This is a genomic window from Bradyrhizobium sp. AUGA SZCCT0169 (genome assembly GCF_018130085.1).
In the GTDB taxonomy this organism is placed as follows: domain Bacteria; phylum Pseudomonadota; class Alphaproteobacteria; order Rhizobiales; family Xanthobacteraceae; genus Bradyrhizobium.
In genome coordinates, this window is the sequence record NZ_JAFCMC010000001.1 from 279,533 (window position 1) to 298,168 (window position 18,636).

The 18,636-nt window shown below is 61.2% G+C and carries 15 protein-coding genes; 7 read left to right on the forward strand and 8 right to left on the reverse strand.

Annotated features, from left to right (window positions below; translation table 11 throughout):
* Nucleotides 1-16 precede the first annotated feature (16 nt).
* The 5 genes from JQ609_RS01405 to JQ609_RS01425 all read right to left on the reverse strand — a co-directional run bounded on the left by JQ609_RS01405 (nucleotide 17) and on the right by JQ609_RS01425 (nucleotide 4,719).
* On the reverse strand, nucleotides 17-754 hold the full coding sequence (locus JQ609_RS01405) for an ABC transporter ATP-binding protein (RefSeq protein WP_212271737.1): 738 nt from the start codon (nucleotides 752-754) through the stop codon (nucleotides 17-19).
* Complete coding sequence (locus JQ609_RS01410) at nucleotides 744-1,490, reverse strand: ABC transporter ATP-binding protein (protein ID WP_212271738.1); 747 nt, start codon at nucleotides 1,488-1,490, stop codon at nucleotides 744-746. Before JQ609_RS01410 ends, JQ609_RS01405 begins: the two co-directional genes overlap by 11 nt.
* Nucleotides 1,487-2,446 (reverse strand): branched-chain amino acid ABC transporter permease, encoded by a 960-nt coding sequence (locus JQ609_RS01415; protein WP_212210197.1) that lies wholly within the window; start codon nucleotides 2,444-2,446, stop codon nucleotides 1,487-1,489. The genes JQ609_RS01410 and JQ609_RS01415 overlap by 4 nt, the downstream gene beginning before the upstream one ends.
* On the reverse strand, nucleotides 2,443-3,324 hold the full coding sequence (locus tag JQ609_RS01420; protein WP_212033112.1) for a branched-chain amino acid ABC transporter permease: 882 nt from the start codon (nucleotides 3,322-3,324) through the stop codon (nucleotides 2,443-2,445). Before JQ609_RS01420 ends, JQ609_RS01415 begins: the two co-directional genes overlap by 4 nt.
* A 138-nt stretch (nucleotides 3,325-3,462) precedes the next feature.
* Complete coding sequence (locus tag JQ609_RS01425) at nucleotides 3,463-4,719, reverse strand: amino acid ABC transporter substrate-binding protein (RefSeq protein ID WP_212210198.1); 1,257 nt, start codon at nucleotides 4,717-4,719, stop codon at nucleotides 3,463-3,465.
* Between the two features lie 810 nt (nucleotides 4,720-5,529).
* Here JQ609_RS01425 and JQ609_RS01430 point away from each other — a divergent pair.
* The 3 genes from JQ609_RS01430 to JQ609_RS01440 all read left to right on the forward strand — a co-directional run bounded on the left by JQ609_RS01430 (nucleotide 5,530) and on the right by JQ609_RS01440 (nucleotide 10,512).
* Nucleotides 5,530-8,709, forward strand: a complete 3,180-nt coding sequence (locus JQ609_RS01430) for an AAA family ATPase (RefSeq protein WP_212271739.1) — start codon at nucleotides 5,530-5,532, stop codon at nucleotides 8,707-8,709.
* A gap of 87 nt (nucleotides 8,710-8,796) precedes the next feature.
* Nucleotides 8,797-9,303, forward strand: a complete 507-nt coding sequence (locus JQ609_RS01435; RefSeq protein ID WP_212210200.1) for a hypothetical protein — start codon at nucleotides 8,797-8,799, stop codon at nucleotides 9,301-9,303.
* A 39-nt stretch (nucleotides 9,304-9,342) separates the two neighbouring features.
* Nucleotides 9,343-10,512, forward strand: coding sequence for a Gfo/Idh/MocA family protein (locus JQ609_RS01440; protein WP_212271740.1), 1,170 nt, complete (start codon nucleotides 9,343-9,345; stop codon nucleotides 10,510-10,512).
* Nucleotides 10,513-10,685: 173 nt separating this feature from the next.
* Here the strand turns inward: JQ609_RS01440 and JQ609_RS01445 are convergent, their stop codons facing one another.
* Both JQ609_RS01445 and JQ609_RS01450 read right to left on the reverse strand, forming a co-directional pair.
* Nucleotides 10,686-11,996 carry an ABC transporter substrate-binding protein gene (locus JQ609_RS01445; RefSeq protein ID WP_212210202.1) on the reverse strand — a complete coding sequence of 437 codons (1,311 nt, stop codon included), beginning with the start codon at nucleotides 11,994-11,996 and terminating at the stop codon, nucleotides 10,686-10,688.
* A gap of 208 nt (nucleotides 11,997-12,204) precedes the next feature.
* Nucleotides 12,205-12,852: a sigma-70 family RNA polymerase sigma factor gene (locus tag JQ609_RS01450; RefSeq protein ID WP_312014786.1), complete on the reverse strand. Its 648-nt coding sequence runs from the start codon at nucleotides 12,850-12,852 to the stop codon at nucleotides 12,205-12,207.
* Between the two features lie 391 nt (nucleotides 12,853-13,243).
* On the opposite strand from JQ609_RS01450, the gene JQ609_RS01455 reads away from it, so the two are divergent.
* Nucleotides 13,244-14,149, forward strand: a complete 906-nt coding sequence (locus JQ609_RS01455) for a catalase (protein ID WP_212271742.1) — start codon at nucleotides 13,244-13,246, stop codon at nucleotides 14,147-14,149.
* Nucleotides 14,150-14,175: 26 nt separating this feature from the next.
* Here the strand turns inward: JQ609_RS01455 and JQ609_RS01460 are convergent, their stop codons facing one another.
* On the reverse strand, nucleotides 14,176-15,108 hold the full coding sequence (locus tag JQ609_RS01460) for an AraC family transcriptional regulator (RefSeq protein ID WP_212271743.1): 933 nt from the start codon (nucleotides 15,106-15,108) through the stop codon (nucleotides 14,176-14,178).
* Between the two features lie 381 nt (nucleotides 15,109-15,489).
* Here JQ609_RS01460 and JQ609_RS01465 point away from each other — a divergent pair, with 381 nt between their 5' ends.
* The 3 genes from JQ609_RS01465 (at nucleotide 15,490) to JQ609_RS01475 (ending at nucleotide 18,481) form a co-directional block, all read left to right on the forward strand.
* On the forward strand, nucleotides 15,490-16,200 hold the full coding sequence (locus tag JQ609_RS01465; protein WP_409363419.1) for a response regulator transcription factor: 711 nt from the start codon (nucleotides 15,490-15,492) through the stop codon (nucleotides 16,198-16,200).
* Nucleotides 16,201-16,281: 81 nt separating this feature from the next.
* On the forward strand, nucleotides 16,282-16,695 hold the full coding sequence (locus JQ609_RS01470; RefSeq protein WP_212271744.1) for a response regulator transcription factor: 414 nt from the start codon (nucleotides 16,282-16,284) through the stop codon (nucleotides 16,693-16,695).
* Nucleotides 16,688-18,481 (forward strand): ATP-binding protein, encoded by a 1,794-nt coding sequence (locus tag JQ609_RS01475; RefSeq protein ID WP_249127516.1) that lies wholly within the window; start codon nucleotides 16,688-16,690, stop codon nucleotides 18,479-18,481. Before JQ609_RS01470 ends, JQ609_RS01475 begins: the two co-directional genes overlap by 8 nt.
* Nucleotides 18,482-18,636 lie beyond the last annotated feature (155 nt).

Below are 18,636 nucleotides of genomic sequence, written 5' to 3' on the forward strand. Positions count from 1 at the left end.
GCGCCGTCTTGCGCCATCAGGCTATGCCGCCGAGATAGAGCCGTTTGACGATGTCGTTACCCTTCAGTTCGTCGACGGAACGGGCCGCGACGACGATCTCGCCGTGGACGATGATGTAGCCGCGGTTGGCGATGCGGATCGCCTGGTTGAAGTTCTGCTCGGCCATCAGCACGGTGAGGCCGAGGCGCTGATTGAGATCACCGATCTTGGTGATGGTTTGCGATACCAGCAGCGGAGATAATCCGACGGACGGCTCGTCGACCAACAGCAGGCGCGGCGAGGACATTAGCGCGCGTGCGATCGCGAGCATCTGCTGCTGGCCGCCGGACATGGTGCCGGCAAGCTGTTTCTTCAGGTCCTTCAGCACCGGAAAGGTTTCGAAGGCCTGCGCCAGATTCTTGTCGATGTCGCGCCGGGCCGCCTTGCGGAAGGCGCCGAGCATCAGGTTTTCCAGCACCGTCAGTTTGGGAAACAGCCGCCGCCCCTCCGGCACCATCGCGACGCCGAGATCGACGATGGCTTCCGGCGACAATTTGGTCAGGTCATGCGCGGTGCCATCGATCGTTAGCTGCATGGTTCCGCGCTGCGGCCGCACCAGCCCGGCGACGCACTTCATCAGCGTGCTCTTGCCGTTGCCGTTGGTGCCGAGCAGGGCGACGGTTTCACCGGCCTCGACATCGAGCGAGACGCCGCGCAGCGCCTTGACGGCGCCGTAACCGGCATCGAGGCCGGAGATCGCAAGGCTAAGTGCCAAGATAGGCCTCCTGCACCCGCTGGTTGGCCATGACTTCGTTCGGCGCGCCGATCGCGATGATCTTGCCGGCGTCGAGGCACATCACGCGCTGCGAAAACCGCATCACCGCCTGCATGATGTGCTCGATCATGATGACGGTGATGTCCTGGTCCGCAAGGCTCATCAGGAGATCAAGCACCTCGTCGACTTCCGAAGACGAAAGCCCGGCCATCGCCTCGTCCGATATCAGCAGCTTTGGCCGCGTCGCCATCGCGCGGGCGAGCTCCATCTTGCGCAGTTCGACCTGGCTCAGCGTTGTGGCGGATGCATTGGCCTTGGACGCGAGACCCATGCCCGACAGGATCGACATCGCGGTGTCGTGCCGGTGCGCAGCCGAGACCAGCGGATCCGTGGCCACCGCGAAATCAAGCGCCACCATCAGGTTCTCGACCACCGTCATGCTCTTGAACGGACGCGGGATCTGGAAGCTGCGGGCGATGCCGCGGCGGGTGCGGACATGCGCCGGCAATTGCGTGATGTCCTCGCCGCGGAACACCACCGTGCGGGCCTCGGTGCGGAACGCGCCGGAGATGCAGTTGATGAGCGTCGTCTTGCCCGAGCCGTTCGGGCCGATCAGGCCGAAGCGCTCGCCGGGGTGGATATCGACGCTGACATTGTCGAGCGCGGTGAAGCCGCCGAAGCGCTTTGTGAGCCCTAATATCTGCAGCAGGGGTGCGCTGGTGTCGGGGGGCGTCATTGCTTGCCCTCCCTGCGGTGGCGGCGAATCCGGCGCAGCAGGCCGATCAGCCCTTCGGGGGCGGCCACCACGAACAGCACCAGCATGACGCCGAGCACCAGCACGTTCACTTCCGACGAGATGGTCACGGTCAGCAATTGCTGCGTGGTGCCCAGCAGGATGGCGCCGACAATCGGGCCGGCCCAATGCGCGGTGCCGCCGATCAACGACATCGCCAGCGTCGAGACCGAATAGTTGAGATTGAACGCGGAGGAGGGGTCGGCGTATTGCAGATACATCGCGGCGGGTGCGCCAGCCGCGCACATCAGCGCGCCGGAGACGACGCAGGCCAGCACTTTCAGCCGCAGGGTCGGCACACCCGTACATTCTGCAGCGAGTTCGTCGTCCCGCAGCGCCTGCAGGCCGCGGCCGATCCACGAATTCTGGATGTAGCGCGAGACCACAACCGCCAGCACCACGAGCACCGCCTGGACAAAGAACAGCATCTGGACATAGCCCGAGAACGGCCACGTCACCGGCGGGCGCTGTAATTGAATGCCGGCCGCGCCGCCGACATAGCGCCAGTTGGTGATCGAGGTCTCGATGACGATGGTCAGCGCGATCGTCGCAATCGAGAAGAAGATGCCCTGCATGCGCAGGGTCAGCAGGCCAAGTGCAAAGCCCATCAGCGCGCCGACGGCAGCAGCGGCCGCAATCTGCACGAGGAGCGGCGCACCGGCCACCTTGAACAGGAACACGGCGGTGTAGACGCCCATGCCGAAGAACGCGCTGGTGCCGAAATTCACATAGCCGGCATGGCCGCCGAGGATGCTCCAGGCCACCGCGAGCACGATGAATTGCAGGATCACATAGCCGGCGAAGAAGGGGTATTCGTTGGTGATGAGCTTTGTCATCAGCGCAATGGCGATCAGAAAGACCGCCGCGCCAACCCAGAAAAAGATGCCGTTGCGCTTCATGATCGCCTGCCGAACAGGCCTTGCGGCCGCACGGCGAGAACACCGAGCAGCATCGCGAAGGAAATGGCCGGCGCCCAGGAGGCGCCGAACAGGGTCAGCACGATCGATTCGGCGACGCCAAGGATGATGGCCGCAACCAGCGTGCCGGTCATGCTGCCGAGCCCGGCCATGACGACGACGCAGAAGGTCCGCCCGATATAGGCGCGGTCGAGCGTCGGATCGACGGGGGCTACGATGATGAGCAGGGCGCCGGCAATGCCGAGCACGGCGGTGGCGATGCCGAACGCCCATTGCTTGATCCGGATCGGGTTGGCGCCCATCAGCCGCAGCGCCTCCTGGTCCTGGGCGACCGCGCGGATCGCGCGTCCCATGAAGGTCTTGGACAGATAGAGCGCCAGCAGAGTGGTCAGCAAAGTGGCGACGGCGAACGCGACCACCAGCCGGTAGGGAATCCGCATATCGCCGATGCGCCAGGCCTTGCCGATATAGGTCGCGGTGACCGAGCGCTGGTCGACGCCGAATTGCAGGATGATCAGGACTTCGATGATGAAGGCGATGCCGAAGAAGAACGCGATGCCGCGCACGCCGGCGTCGCTGCCGCGTTTTTCGAATGTCTCGTAATACAGGCGGTAGGCGGCAAGACCGAATACGAACAGGAACGGTGTGATCAGCAGTCCCGCCAGCAGCGGGTCGATTCCATAAAACTCATTGAGCACATAGACGGCGTAGGACGCGAGCACAAGAAAGGCCGGGTGCGCGACGTGGGGAACGTCGAGCAGGCCGAACGCGACTGACAGCCCAAGGCTGACCGCCGCGTAGAAGCAGCCGAGCAGCACCCCGAGCACTACTGCATCGAGCAGCAGTTCAAATGAAAACACGTAAGGTCCCCCTTGACCCGCTCCTGAGCCGCCGCTTCCCCGGTTCGCGCACGCCCTGCCTGTCCCACTCAAATTACCCGGGGCGCTGGTGCGTCGACCGGGGTCAGCGCACCATGGTCCGGAGATCAGCCGCGATGGTTATTTCCGGGCAGCCTCGAACGGGCTGATGAGATCGCCGGATTTCATTTTCGCCGGGAACAGGATCACCTGGGTGCCGGGCTTGCGGAACTGATCCATATTCTTGTCCACGACGCCACGGAACTGCGCTTGCAGCGTTGCGGATTCCTTGCGCTCGCCGTCCGCGGCGAAAGCGATCGGACCGACGATGGTCTTGTGCTCGTTCTCGCGCAGATACTTTGCGAGCGCCTTCTGATCGAGCGATCCCACTGCCTTGATCGCCTGCTCGATCATCTGGCCGCTGGCGTAGCCGAACGGCGCCAGATAGTAGCCGAGCGGATCGACCTTGGCTTCGATGGCGCGCTTGGTATAGGTCTCGAAGAACGCCTTGGTCCCCTCGTTCTGCATGCTCGGTTCGGGCAGCCAGGTGTTGTAGTTGACGACGCCATTGAGCAGGGAGCCGAGGTTTTCCATGACCGCGCCGAACTGCAGTCCGACCATGCCACCGCCGAAGATCTTGACGTTGTTGCCGATTCCGATTTCGTTCACGGCGCGCAGGATCCCGGCCGAATCCGGCGGATAGGATGCGACATAGACGATGTCGGGCTTGGCAGCCTTGAGCGCACGCAGGATCGAGGAGAATTCCACCGTGTTCGGCGGATAGGCCTGGTCGAACACGATCTGCATGTTCATCTTCTTGGCGACGTCGCGTGCGGTCAGCGCCAGGTTTTGTGCGAATTCCTGGTCGGCCGCGAGCAGCGCGATGGTCTTGCCCCCGGCCTTCTGGCCGAGTTCGAGGAAGGACGCCGCCCAGCTGTCGGCCGGTCCCCATGGCGCATTGTTGAACCACATGTCGTGGCCAACCTTGCTGTTCACCTGGAACGAGAAGTTGCCCATCAGCAACATGCCGCGCTGTTTGACCAGCGGCATTAGCGGCGCGGTGGGCACGGTCGCGTAGGGCGCGAACAGGATATCGACCTTGTCGACGTCCAGAAGCTTGGAATAGATCGCCGGCGTTTCCGAAGCGCTCGACTTGTCGTCATAAACGACGAGTTCGACCTTGCGGCCGAGCAGGCCACCCCTGGCGTTGACGTCGTCACGCCAGATCTCGATGCCGAGCTGCGAGGCCTTGCCGCCGCCGGCGAGACCGCCGGTCTGCGCCATCGACATGCCGATCTTGATCGGGGGTTGCTGAGCGAGTGCGGCTGAGGTGAGCCCAAAAGTTAGGCCAAGCACGGCCGCGCCGATCGTTCCGCCGAGAAGCGTCCTGCGTTTCATTGATCCTCCCAAGATCTCGCTTTGTTTGGTTCTTGTCGCCCAGTCCGCGCTCTATGGCGCTTTTGCTGCGAGGTTAGAACTAAAGCCCGCCCGGCCACAAGCCACAATGGAACGCGGATGCAACCTTTGGCACCCTACGTTCGGGGGATTATCCGAAGTGACGCTGCCGCGACCGTTGGCCCGCGCTGGCCGGCCGCCGGCGCAGACATGGGAGATCGCCCATTCCCGCCGCGGACGGCAGCCGGGGATCGCCGACGGACAGCAGCACGGCCGCGGAGTTCGGCAAATTCATCGACGACGAGACGCGCAATTGGAGCGCGGTGGTCCGCGATGCGGGCCTCTAGGGGGAGCAGGCCTTCTCCTCACTGATTGTTTGCATCTGCCTTGGTGTCGAGGGCCATTGTCAGCGTCGGATTGCAGCCAACAAAGTCGCGCCTCAACGTCCATTGCTACATCGCCGCGCAACTGCTGTTCAGGTGTTGAAGCAGGCGGTCCATCTCATCCGCAAGGATGAAAGGTCAGGCTTTTTCCGTCGGGCGGTATGACTGCTTGACGCCGGGTACCCCGAGATTTCGGGGCTGCCAGCATCCGGTCTGCTCCGATGAGCCGACATGGTTAAGGCTTGACCCCGCAAAGTGACGATCGGTGCATCCAGACGCGGGGCAGACAAAAGGCCGTCTTAATCCGGTGGTTCATCGGGGATAACAACCTTGCAGAGGCGGGCGGAATGGGTCACCATTCCGAATGGCAGCAAAAGGCTAAACACAAGAAATTACTTGAATAATCGACTGATCCCGTCAGGACGCGATTATGTTTTGTGATGCGTGCCGATCGGCAATGGATGAGCGGGACAAGTTCTGCGCGGCCTGCGGGGCTCGGGCGCTGCAAAAGCGATGCGACAGCTGCGGTAAATCCAATCGGCCGGAAAGCAGTTTCTGCGCTTATTGCGGAGACTCGCTACGCGTAACCATCAACGGCGGCGGTGGCGTTTCCGAAGATCTCCAGGCCTCTAGCGAACCCAAGGCCGAACTCAAATTCGTAACGATCCTGCGCGCGGATATCGTCGGCTCGACGGCTATTGTTGCGGACCTCGATCCCGAACATGCCGTCTCCCGTCTCGAACCCGCACTGTCAGCGATGCGGGCCGCGGTTCGACAATTTCGCGGCACGGTCAGCAAGGAGCTCGGGGACGGATTGGTGGCCGCGTTTGGCGCCCCAAGCGCTGACGATAACCATAGTCGCCTTGCCTGCCACGCCGCGATCGAACTGATCCGGCGTGTTGCAGAACTTGGCGACCCGAGCATCCAGGTGCGCGTGGGGCTGCACTCCGCCTACGTGCTGGCCTATGTCGTTTCGAGTGACGTCTCCCACGTCTACGAATTCGGCGGATCAGCACAGCACCTGGCGGAACGACTGCAGGCTGTCGCCCCACCGGGACAGATTATGGCCTCGGAAGCGTGCCGGCTGCTATCCGAAGGGTTCATCGACTTCGAGACGATGGAGCCAAGGCTTCTGAAGGGCTTCGCAAACCCAATTCCGATGTACAGGGTGGTCGCGGTTCACCAGCTTTCAACCTGGCAGGTTCGCAAGGCTCGAAGCATCGGGCGGTTCGTCGGAAGAGACTCTGAGATGAAGTCTCTTAGAGCGGTGGCCAACGGAATCGCGAAAGACGGGAAAATGGTTTCCGTGCTTGGCGATCCGGGCATCGGAAAATCGCGTCTGGTGTACGAGTTTGTGGAGGAGTTGCGGGCGGCCGGATGGCGCGTGATCGAGGCCGAATGCAGCCCGCCCTTGCAAGCCTCGCCCTTTGCCGTGCTGAAGAACGTTCTGCAATCGGCCCTGTCGCCCCATTTGCGGGCCGGCAAGCCGATCCCGGGCGAGGATCCACTCGCCGGTCTGCCGCCGATCTGGCACGCGGCGATCGATGCCGTGCTGGACCTCCCGGTTTCGGATCCGGACTGGAGCAAGCTTGAGCCGAGGCAACGTGGTCGCGCAATTGCAGAGGCAAGCCGTGCCGTCATTGAGCGCATAACCCAGGACTCGCGGGTTCTGCTGCTGATCGAGGATTTGCACTGGATCGACAGTGCGAGTGCGGCGCCAATTGAATCCCTGGAATCGCTGACCGCCCGTCATCCATTGCTGATCGTGACCACCAGCAGGTCCACCGGAACGCCGGAGCTGCGCAGCCGACGAAGCTCGGTCAGTCTGTGGTTGCGTCCGCTGGACGACGACGCTGGTCGCGAGATGCTGGACGATATCCTTGGGCATTCCCCGTCGGTGACGGACCTGAAGGACCGGATCCTCCGGCATACCGGCAACGTACCGCTCTTTATCGAAGAGGTGTGTCGCGGCCTTTCGGATCAGGTCGTTCTCGGCGGGCACCACGATAGCGTCAGCGTTGACATCCCTCCGGATAGATTGGGCATGCCCGCGACCATTCAAGGCATGATCGCCGCGCGCATTGATCGTTTGAGCTGGGATGAAAAGATTCTGCTTCGAACAGCGGCTGCGGTCGGAACACAGGCAACCGCCCGCATTTTGCAGGAGGTAACTGGTCTGCCCGACGAGCAGCTGCAGTCTCAACTGGCCGCGCTCGATCGCGCCGAACTCCTGATCGAAGTCAGTTTGTTGCCAAGCCACGTCTACGAATTTCCGCACGAACTTATCCGCCAGGAAGCGTATGAATCCATGCTGGAAGCGGCGCGCGAAAAACTGCATCGGCGAATTCTCGCCAGTATCGAGGCTGGAGCGTCGGGTCGTCCGGACGACCAGTCCGACGTTCTTCTCTACCACGCAACAGGCGCAAAGGACTGGCGAAAGAGCGCGCTGTTCGCCCGCAACATTGCCAGGAAATGCATTGATCGCTCGGCGCTGGCCGAGGGCGCGCAGTATTTCGGGATTGCGATCGACGCACTCGACAAGGCGCCGCTATCGGCCGAGCGCGAGACGCTTGCCATCGATCTGCGGATCGAGTCGCGCGTGGCGTTTTCTTCCTTTGGCGTTGTCGACAAATGGCTGAGCCTGGCGAAGGAGGCCGATGCGCGCGCAGCGGCGATCGGGGACCATGCGCGCAAGGTTGCGACCATGGCGGTGCGCGCAGCAGCGCTCAATTTTTATGGCGCGCCCGTCGAAGCGATCGAGGCCGGGGAGGAGGCCGTCGGGAGGGCCGAGCAACTCGGCGATCGTGGATGGCTGAGCTACGCGGAGTTCGGCCTGGGCCAGGCTTATTTTGTCGCGGGCCGGTGCCGTGAAGCGGAGAAAATGTTCGCACGAGCATGCCAGCAACTGACGGGGCCGGATCCCAGGGCTCCGCTCGGCAACACCCCGCAAGGTTTGGCGATCCTTTGCTACATGATGTGGGCTGTCGTGCTGAGTATGTTGGGGGACTGGGACCAGGCAGAGGTCGTTCAAGGTCATGCGCGCGCGATTGCCGATCGTACCGGGCGACCCATCGATCGCGTGTCGGTTGGTTATTGCTCGGGCTCGATCCTGCTCAACCGCGGCGATTTCGCGGGCGCAAGAGCCGAGCTTGAGAAGGCGTTGAAGCTGGCCAAGGAGCACGAAACAAAACTCTACATCCCAATTCTCGCTTGCCTTTGCGGAATGGCAAACCTGGAGCTCGGCCTGATCGACGAGGCCAAGGTCGTTCTGACGGAAGCACGGGACCAGGCACACGCGGTCGGTCATTCATCGGTCATGTTGCGGGCGCCCAACTATCTGGCGCTTGCACAGAACGCGTCAGCGGATGCGCTGGAAAACGTCAGATCCGTTCGCGCTGGAGCTCGCCAGCAAGGGTATGAAGGTCTTGAAGCGGAAACGTGGTTATCGGAAGGGAGGATGTTCGCGATGCGGCCGGAGGCCGATCCGGAACAAATAAGCCAATGCTTGCTGAACTGTATAGCCATTGCCGAGCGGCTTGAGCATAAGCCTCTCGTCGCGAAGGCGGAGGCGTTACTGGCCAAGGTGAACGGCGAGTCCGTTCGGCACTGAAAGCTGCGCGTCAACTTTGATAGCATCGTCAATTTACGTCTGGTGTGAAACGGCCTCTTGAGGCAGTGAAACAAAGTGGAGGTGACAATGGCTGAGAAGAGTTTTTTTGCCGGGTTTTATCAGGACCCGAAATTTATCTATGCCATGAACGTCAACTATACGACCAAGGCTATGCCGGACAGCGTCAAGAAACTGAAAGAGCATGCAGGGTTTAATCTGGCCACCATGAAGTGGGGTGACTATCAGCCTATCCTGACGCCAAAAGATAAATGGCCCGGAAAAACCCACGAGCTTTGGCAGGAATCGATGCAGGCGGCCCGAGACAGTCTCTCGAAGCAACCCAACAAGCTGCCGCTTTCGCCGAGCGATGCCGCGGTTCCCGCGACAAAGTGCGACTTAGCCGATGCCGCGATTCGAAAGTGCTTTAATTCGGAGCCACCGATTCAAATCATCATCGATGTGATGGTGAAAAAGGCTGCTGATCTTGATCCGACGCTCCACGACGTCAAAATAGAATGGACCACACTCAACGCTGAGCCGACCCTTAAATTTACGATGGTGTGCCCTTTCGAAGAGCCAAAGAAGGGTAGCTAGCCGAATTACTGCCGGCTAGACATGACTCTCGGAGGTATCATGGCAAAGATCAGGGTCGGTCTGGCCGGCTGCGGTTTTGTGTCCGAGCTGCATATGTATGCGTACAAGCGCGTCTATGGCCTGGATGTCGAGGTCCGGGCCGTCGCGGCGCGGGGCGATCATGTCCTTGAGTTCGCCCGCCGGCACCAGATTCCGGCGGCGTATCGCAGTTTTCGCGATTTGATCGCCGATGGCGAGCTCGATGTCATCGACATCTGCACGCCGCCGAATTTGCACGCCTCGATGATCGTCGAGGCGATGCAGGCCGGCAAACACGTGATCTGCGAGAAGCCGTTCGCGGGCTATTTCGGGCGAGAAGATGACAAGGCGCCGATCGGTAAGCACGTGTCCAAGGCGCTGATGTATCGGCGCGTGCTGGAAGAGATGGAAATCACCCGTGCGGCGATCGAGAAGACCGGCAAACTTTTCATGTATGCGGAAGACTGGATCTACGCGCCCGCGGTGACCAAGACCGTGGAGATCCTCCGTGCCACCAAAGACAAGATCCTGTTCATGAAAGGCGAGGAGAGCCACAGCGGCTCGCATGCGGCACATGCCGCGCAATGGGCGATGACCGGCGGCGGTTCGCTGATCCGGATGGGATGCCACCCGCTTTCGGCGGTGCTTTATCTCAAGCAGGTCGAGGCGAAAGCGCGGGGTGAGACGATCAGCGTCGCCAGCGTGACCTGCGACGTCGGCAACGTCGCGGCCTGCCTGCGGCCGGACGAACGCGGCGTCATCAAATCCAATCCGGTCGACGTCGAGGATTGGGGCACGCTCACCGCGACTTTCTCCGACGGAACCAAGGCGACGATCTTTTCCGGCGACATGATCGCCGGCGGCGTGCGCAACCTGATCGAAACCTACACCAGCGGCGGCGCGCTGTTCGCCAACATCACGCCGAACACGCACATGATGAGCTACCAGACATCAGAGGAAAAACTCGCCAGCGTCTACATCACCGAAAAGGTCGATCGCAAGACCGGCTGGCAGTATGTGTGCCTCGAGGAAGAATGGACGCGCGGCTACCTGCAGGAAGTCCAGGACTTCATGGAATGCGTCGCGACCGGGAGGCAGCCACTCTCAGATCTCGCGCTGGCGTTTGAGACGATCAAGGTCAACTACGCCGGCTATTGGGCCGCCGAAGAGGGCCGGAGAGTGACGTTGTAGCGACGAGCTTCTTCCCTTCTCCCCTTGTGGGAGAAGGTGGCGCGAAGCGCCGGATGAGGGGTTCGATCCGCAAATTCTGTTGCGAGAGGCTCACGCGCGGAGAGAGACCCTCACCCGTCCGCGATGCTGCGCATCGCGTCCACCCTCTCCCACAAGGGGACGGGGTGAAAGCGCTACGACGCGTAGACCGATGATTTCGGCAGCGGGAACACCGGGTCCTGCGTCCTGATATTGGTCGGCCAAACCACCGAGATGTGCTCCCCGGCATTCTGCATCACGACCGGGGTCGAACGCTCGTTCTGACCGGCGAGCGGCGTGCCCGGCGGAAAGAATTTGACGCCGTAGCCCTGGATCGTGCCGCCCGGCGGGATGTCGACGTCGAGCGCGGCCTTGCGAATGGCATCGGGATTGAAGCCGCCGTATTTGTCCTTGGCGGCGGGCAGCACGCTGTTGAGCAGGATCCAGGTCTGGTTGAAGCCCATCGAGCAGTGCGGTGGCACGTCGGTCGCGTTGGTCTTCTCTTTGTAGCGTGTGATCATTGTCTTGGTGAGATCGCCGATGCCGGGCGCCAGTTTGGTCGGATCGAGCAATTGCGCAGGCACCGGATCGATATTGCAGAAATTGTCGATGTCCGCGGCGAAGGTGGCGCGCAGCTTGTCGAGCTGGCTGTAGCCCGCGCCGGCGCCGAACAGCATCTTGAACTTGAGGCCGTTCTCGCGCGCCTGGCGCAGGAACAGCGTGATATCAGGGTTGTATCCCGCGTGAGAGATCACATCGGGCCTCGCACGCTTGAGCTTGGTCACCAGCACCGAGAGGTCGGGGGCGGACGCCGAATAACCCTCGCGGAGCACGACCTGCAGGCCGGCTTCCTTGGAATAGGCCTCGTCGGCGGCCGCAACACCGACGCCATAGGGGCCGTCCTCGTGGATCAGCGCGACCTTGACGTCCTTGGGCTCCATTCCAAGCTTTGCTTTCGCATGCTCGGCGATGAAGCCGGCGAAGGCCTGGCCATACTGATCGGAATGTATCTGGGCGCGGAAGACATATTGCAGGTTCTTGTCCTTGAACACGGCGGTCGAGACCGCGGTCGTGATCCAGAGGATCTTTTTCTGCTGCTCGACCTTGGCCGCGAGCGGCACCGCATGCGAACTCGCATAGACGCCGTTGATGATGTCGATCTTCTCCTGGTCGATCAGGCGCACCGCCTCATTGATCGCGATTTCTGGCTTGCTCTGGGAATCGGCGGCGACCGCGGCGACCTTGTACTTGCCGCCGATGCCGCCCTTTTCATTGACGAGATCGATGGCGATCTGCGCGCCGATCGAGGAGGCGACCGATCCGCCGGCTGCAAACGGGCCGGTCAAGTCGTAGATCAGGCCGATGCGCACCGTTTCGGCTTGCGCCTGGGCACGTGTCCAATCGAAGCTGAATGCGGCGGCCGCAGCCGCAGAAGTCTTCAGCAGTGTTCTGCGTGAAGTGGGCATCGTGTCCTCCCATCGATTTTTCTTTATTATGGCCGAGTATTTTGACAATGCGCTGGAATGTCAACGGCTTTGCCGAGCGGTTGCTCGCGATAGCAGCGTTCCCGGCCGCAATTGCTGCGTCGCCGCGTCATGTTCGCCGCTCGGTCCTGCCTCCCTTAACGTGTCGCAGGAGGCCGGCCGGGCGATTGCCGATAGCTGTGCCCGGACTCTAGATGCAAGCCGCGAGATGACTTTGCTTTCCCCGCCTTGTTGATGCTGGGACCTCGAAACCGGCGTTCACGAGCATGCTCGCAAGTTGCTTGCGCGCGTAAAACATTCGGCTCTTCACGGTGGCAAGAGGAATATCGAGCATTTCGCTCACTTCAGCGGGCGAATTCTCGCGCGCATAGACCATGTCGATGATTTCGCGATGGGCTGGCGATAGTCTGGCGATGCACGCGCGCAAAATGCCGTTGGTTTCCTTTCGATCAAGCGCGATTTCAGGCGTGTCACCTTCATCTGCGATTCCGTGCACATCATCCTGATCGATGCTCTCATGAATGCGCTCTCGCAGCGAGTTGATCGCCTTGAAACGGGCAATCGAGAGCAGCCACGTGGAAACCCGCGCGCGATATTCGAACCTGTTCGCGGAGCGCCAGACATCGAGGAATACCTGGCTGACGAGATCCTCGGCAATGCCCGGATTGCGGACCGTCCGCTGGATGAAGTGAAGCACTCTGGCACGGTGACGGGCGAACATGATGTGCATCGCTGTTTTGTCGCCTTCCGCAACGCTCTTGAGAAGCCTCTCGTCGGAGATGCTTTCCTCCGCCTCCGTCGCATGGCTGGTGGCATAGGCGAGCCTGCCATCGTCGATCGCATCGGACTGCCCGGCCAAGCACTTGCGGTTCCTGCCGATGAAGTCGGGCAGGATCGCGGCCGGAGAAGTCGGCAGGGAGCCGCGTGAAAGGACTTTATCTCGACACCGATCCGGCAATGAAACAGGCTTCTCCGCTGCTTGCCGCCGCTCGATTACGGGCATCGTCCTCTCCATTTCCTTGACGCGATGGCGCTGAGGATGCGTCGCATGGAGCCGTTTGCGCTACCCTACGAGGGGTGCGTGCTTCTAGTCCCCTGGTCTAGGGTGAATTGGCCCGTGCAGTGGGGATGGGGCGCAGGATCGGACAATACATGGTCGCTTTGGGAAAGACGCCCGATTTGCATAGCGCCTAGAATGCGCTCCGAGTGCTCAAAACCAAGGTCCCGCCGTGGTCCAGTTCCCAGCCGGCGCGGCCACACCCGCGTTGATCGTCGACGGCCTGAACGCGCTAACCGGTCATCCGCCAAGGGCACGCGCGAGCTTTGCCGAGGGCCGATGCGTTCGCGGCACCTATATTCCGTCGGACCGGGCGTCGGAAATAACGAGATCCCAAAGCTTCACAAAGCCATCGCGCGTGCTGGCGCGCTTCTCGGTGGGCGGCGGCGATGACCGCGTGCTGCGCGGCTTCAGCTTCCGGCTCGGCGGCGAAGATCATCGCTCGGACATGCTCCTGCAAAGCGCTCCGGTGCACTTTGCGAGGACGCCCGACCAGATGCTGGCCTACCTCAAGGTGCGCATGCCCGGACCAGGCGGCAAGCCGAACATGAAGAAGGTCAAGGCATTCTCCGCCGCCAACCCCGAAACGCTGCATCAGGCCAACTACATCGCCGCGCTTCCGCTGCCCGGTAGTCTTGCCGGCACGACCTATTGGGGCGTGCACGCCTTTCCCGCGACGAGTTCGAACGGCGAGACGCGGTTCATCAAGTTCAAGGTCGCGCCAGTCGGCGCAGACGTCACGCCGACCGGGGATCAGGCGAGGCCGAAGTCGGCCGATTTCCTTTACGACGACCTCAAGAACCGGATCGCCAAAGGCGATGTCCGGCTCAACGTGATGGCGCTGCTCGACCGCCCCGGCGATCCCGTCATGGACGTGACCAGGCGATGGCCGGACGAGGATGCCCGCGAAACGGTGCGGCTGGGCACGATCGTCATCACCGGTGTTGAAGCGGACGAGGCGTGCGACGCCTCCATCTTCAATCCGGCAACTCTCGCGGAAGGCATCGCTCATCCGCCCGACGAGATCTTTGCGGCGCGCCGCGCCGCCTACGTCATCTCACTGGGGAAGCGCCGCTGATCCGCTACGCCCGGCATTGACCCGGATCAATTCTCGCTTTCCGGGGCATTTTGCGCTTCGCGGCGCCACGCTCCCGGGCTGACGCCGACCGCGGCCGAAAACACCCGCGTAAAGTGGCTCTGATTGGCAAAACCGGCCGATATCGCAATCTCGGACAGCGACAGGTCGGGGACGGTCATCAGCTGCTTGGCCGCCTTCACCCGCTGGCGGAGCAGCCATTGGTGCGGCGGCAGGCCGGTGGAGCTGCGAAAAGCCCGTGAAAAATGGCTGACTGACAGATCAAACTCGGCCGCGATTTGTTGCAATGAAATTTTCCCGCCAAGATCGGACTCGATCCTTTCACAGGCGCGCCTCATTTGCCACGGCGCCAGACCGCCGCGGGTCGGTTTGGCGTCGGGACGCAGTCCGCCGTACGCCTGCGCGACGTGTGCGGTGAGGGCGAGCATCATGTGATCCACGAAAAGCTGATTGGTCTCGCCCGGCCGTCGCAAGCCTTCCTGCAGCGACGCGCCGATGTGACGGACGATCGCGTCATCATGGGCGACACCAAGATCGCAGGCGAGCTCACCGACGCGCGGCGTGCGGGACTGTTCGGTGAGGCCGTCGAGCGCGGAGCGCGGCAGATAGAAAAACAGGGAGTGGAATGGCTTGTCGATCACATAGCGGGGATCGCGCTTGAGATCGTACAGATATGTCGTCCCCGCCGGGACATCCGCCTTCATCACGCACTTGCCATTCTCCCAGAGTTCGCAGTCCGGGAAATCGTGAAGTTTCAGGCTGACGAGAAAAGCATCCTCAAGCGCGAACGAACCGGAAAGACCCGGCACGGGGTTGTCATTGCGGGTTTCAGTGAATGCGAGCTGCACACCGCGCAGTGACCGCGTCATCAGCGACGGCGGCGCATCCTTCAAATGCAGGATTTGCCCGAGCCTTTGCCCGAAGGCGCCCGTCTGTATCATCTGGTTCGGTCTCATGCGCGGAATTGGACCAGGCAGGTCATCATCGTATCGCGAGGTCGCGGCGGATTATCTGATATCGCCGAGCGAACGTCTAGGCTTGCTCGCAAAACGCGAAGCTGTTGTGACATCAACCGGCGCAGTCGCGGGAAGACGATTTTCGGAGCAAATTCAATGATTTTCCTGCTTGATCACCTGGTCACGCGTTCGCGGCGTCTCAGCCCTTAGTATCACGATTGCGCGCTTGGAGCAGGTTCCGGCAAAGGACGGCAGCTTTAGGAAAGACGCCGTACTTGTACGGAGTTTAGAACACGCCCCGAACGATCGACTCAAGTTGAACGACCGCGACAGGCAATGGGGCAGTAGCGATTAGGAGACTAAGCAATGCTTGCCACCACCGCACTGGCCCGCTCATCCGCCCTACCAACCTTACCCCGATTACCCATGAGCATGGCTGCCGACAAGACGGATCGCCCACTCGTCCTGATCGTGGACGATGACGAGGACGTCCGGTTCGCAATTCGAGAACTTCTGCTGTCGGTGGGAATCGACGCATGTTGCTTCGGATCGACACAGGAACTGTTGCAGGCCGATCTTCCGGAGCGGCCGGGCTGCCTGATCCTCGATGTTCGCATGCCCGGCGCAAGTGGCCTCGATCTTCAGCATCATCTCGGCTTGAACGGTCACACGCGACCGATCATTTTCCTCACCGGCCATGGCGACATCGCAATGACCGTGCAGGCGATGAAGGCGGGAGCCATTGACTTCCTTACAAAGCCCGTCCGGGACCAGACGCTGCTCGACGCCGTCACGGCCGGAATCGAGAAGGACATTTCGCTACGGACCGCCGCCCGGCAGATCAAGCTGCACGTCGATCGTTACGCGAAGTTGACGCCGCGCGAACGCGAGGTCATGCGCGAAGTGGCAAGGGGCCGCCTCAACAAACAGATCGCGTTCGATCTCGGCATCAGCGAGATCACCGTCAAGCTCCACCGTGGCAACGTGACGAAGAAGATGCAGGCCACGTCCGTCGGGCAGCTCATTCGCATCTGGGAACAGCTGCCTGCGGAGATCCGCGAGGGAAAATCACCCTAGACCAAAGGATGGTTACGACCCGGCCAGCAATGGGCGAGACGAGAGTGTGGTCAGTCGGCCACGCTAGCGAAGGTTATCGGCTTGTCCAAAGCGCCCCTGGTCGCAATCGTGGATGACGACGAAGCTATTCGGGAGGCCCTTTCCGACCTCCTTATGGTGCTGGATCTATCGTGTCGCACTTTCGAGCGAGCGGAGGCCTTCATGGCGGAATATGTCCCTGACAGGTTCGATTGCCTGATTACCGACGTGAGCATGCCGGGCCATAGCGGGCTTGACCTGCTGCGGTATTTGCGCAGTCTCCGTTCCGCGATGCCGGTCATCATTGTCACGGCTGACACCAATCCGGCGACCCGATCTCGCGCCATGAGAGGTGGGGCCTATGCATACCTGACCAAGCCGGTAAGCAGCGACGTCCTCTTTCGTTACCTGCAGTCCGCCCTGCGGAACGTCGGCTCTGGCCCTGACGGCGTTGGGCAGGGGCCTTCCGATGGCTAGTCCTGTCCACAACGCCGCCCCGGGCGGCCGCGAACAATCCTTCACATCCCCGCCGGGAACGGCGTTGTCTGATCTCGCATCTGAGAGCGTGGCATCGCGTTCGGAGGATTTGCGCGCAACGGACATGCGTGTCGAGGTGGACAGGCTCCACAACATGCAAGTACCCGCGGATATCATGCGGAAATGGCAGGAGATCGCAGATCTTCTGGCCGATATCGTAAATGTCCCCTCCGCCCTGATCATGAGGGTAGAGCCGTCAAATATCAAAGTCCTCGTTTCCAGCGAGTCCAAGGGAAATCCTTACGAACCGGACGAACTCGCGTGTCTCAATACAGGGCTTTATTGCGAGACTGTCATGAACACCCGCCGACCATTGATCGTCCCGGACGCTCTGCAGGACGAGGCGTGGAAATCAAACCCTGACATCAAACTTGGCATGATTTCATACCTCGGCGTGCCGATCAGTTGGCCCGATGGCGAGATATTTGGAACGATTTGTGTTCTCGACAGGAAAAGCAACGGATACAGCGATCTCTATCTCAGACTGCTGTTGCAGTGGCGCGACGTGCTGCAGGCGGACTTGAGATCCATTGCAACCACGCAGCGGGAGATTGAACAGCGTGAAGCGAAAATTCGCCGCCTCGTCGATGCCAACATTATCGGCATCGTCATCTGGAATGACGAGGGGCGGATTCTTGATGCCAATAGCGAGTATTTGCGCATCGTTGGGTATGATCAGCACGATCTCCTGTCCGGCCGCGTGAGCTGGGCGGACATGACGCCCGCCGAATGGCGTGATCGCGATGCGTTGATGATGTCCGAGGTAAAAAACAAGGGAGCCGTGCAGCCCTTTGAAAAGGAGTATATCCGGAAGGATGGCAGCCGTATTCCAGTGTTGATCGGCATCGCGACCCTTGAAGGGACAGACAGCCAGGGTGTCGCGTTTGTGCTCGATCTGACCGAGCGTAGACGGGCAGAAGTGGAAGCGCGTGAGAGCGAGCGGCGATTCCGCAGCATGCAGACGGAATTGGCCCACGCCAACCGGCTGGCAACTTTGGGGCAGCTTACGGCGTCCATTACGCATGAGGTCAAGCAGCCGATCACGGCCGCGCTCCTGAATACCCAAACCGCTCAGCGCTTCCTCGCTCGCGAGCAGCCGGATGTCGAGAGGGCGAAGAAGGCAATAGACCGAGCCGTGCTGAACGGCATGCGTGTCACTGAAGTTGTCGACCGGACCCATGCATTGGTCAGGAAGGAGCCGACGCGAAAGGACAGCCTGGAGATCAATGAAACTATCTCGGAAGTTATCGGATTGACGCGCGGTGAAGTGTCGAAAAGCAGCGTTCAGCTGCGGACTCAATTTGCGGAGGGTTTACCTCTCATTCAGGGCAGTCGGGTCCAGATCCAACAGGTGATGCTGAACTTGATCGTCAATGCAGTCGAGGCGATGAGCCAAATGAGCGACGAGCCTCGTGAGTTACTGATCAGCACCCAGGCTGAAGCTGACTCCATTCTCGTTGCGGTGCGTGACTCTGGCCCGGGGCTGTCAGAGGGGGCGATCGATCGAGCTTTCGAGGCATTTTATACGACGAAGTCGAGCGGCCTGGGGATGGGACTTTCCATCTGCCGTTCGATCGTCGAGGATCACGGAGGACGATTATGGGCGGCAGCAAACGTCCCAACAGGTGCGGCGTTTCAATTCACACTTCCGATCGATTCGGATGCCGGCACCGACCACGAACTGCGCCTCCCAACCTCAGCATTGCCGAGCACCGCGGTCGCATGACGCGATTGTCTGTGGCTTAACACACGTCCCCGCCAACCCTATCCCAAGGTACAGGTTCATCTATTCGCCGGGCCAGCGGGATCAGACGTGCCGCATGATACCGTCACGCGGCGTTTGCCATCATCCTGTAGGTCTCCAAGAGACAATGGTTAAAG

Coding starts and splice junctions, on each gene's coding strand:
- JQ609_RS01445 (WP_212210202.1), bottom strand. CDS start 11,996: ATGCCCACTTCACGCAGAACACTGCTGAAGACTTCTGCGGCTGCGGCC.
- JQ609_RS01440 (WP_212271740.1), top strand. CDS start 9,343: ATGGCAAAGATCAGGGTCGGTCTGGCCGGCTGCGGTTTTGTGTCCGAG.
- JQ609_RS01415 (WP_212210197.1), bottom strand. CDS start 2,446: ATGAAGCGCAACGGCATCTTTTTCTGGGTTGGCGCGGCGGTCTTTCTG.
- JQ609_RS01435 (WP_212210200.1), top strand. CDS start 8,797: ATGGCTGAGAAGAGTTTTTTTGCCGGGTTTTATCAGGACCCGAAATTT.
- JQ609_RS01430 (WP_212271739.1), top strand. CDS start 5,530: ATGTTTTGTGATGCGTGCCGATCGGCAATGGATGAGCGGGACAAGTTC.
- JQ609_RS01425 (WP_212210198.1), bottom strand. CDS start 4,719: ATGAAACGCAGGACGCTTCTCGGCGGAACGATCGGCGCGGCCGTGCTT.
- JQ609_RS01475 (WP_249127516.1), top strand. CDS start 16,688: ATGGCTAGTCCTGTCCACAACGCCGCCCCGGGCGGCCGCGAACAATCC.
- JQ609_RS01460 (WP_212271743.1), bottom strand. CDS start 15,108: ATGATACAGACGGGCGCCTTCGGGCAAAGGCTCGGGCAAATCCTGCAT.
- JQ609_RS01410 (WP_212271738.1), bottom strand. CDS start 1,490: ATGACGCCCCCCGACACCAGCGCACCCCTGCTGCAGATATTAGGGCTC.
- JQ609_RS01465 (WP_409363419.1), top strand. CDS start 15,490: ATGCTTGCCACCACCGCACTGGCCCGCTCATCCGCCCTACCAACCTTA.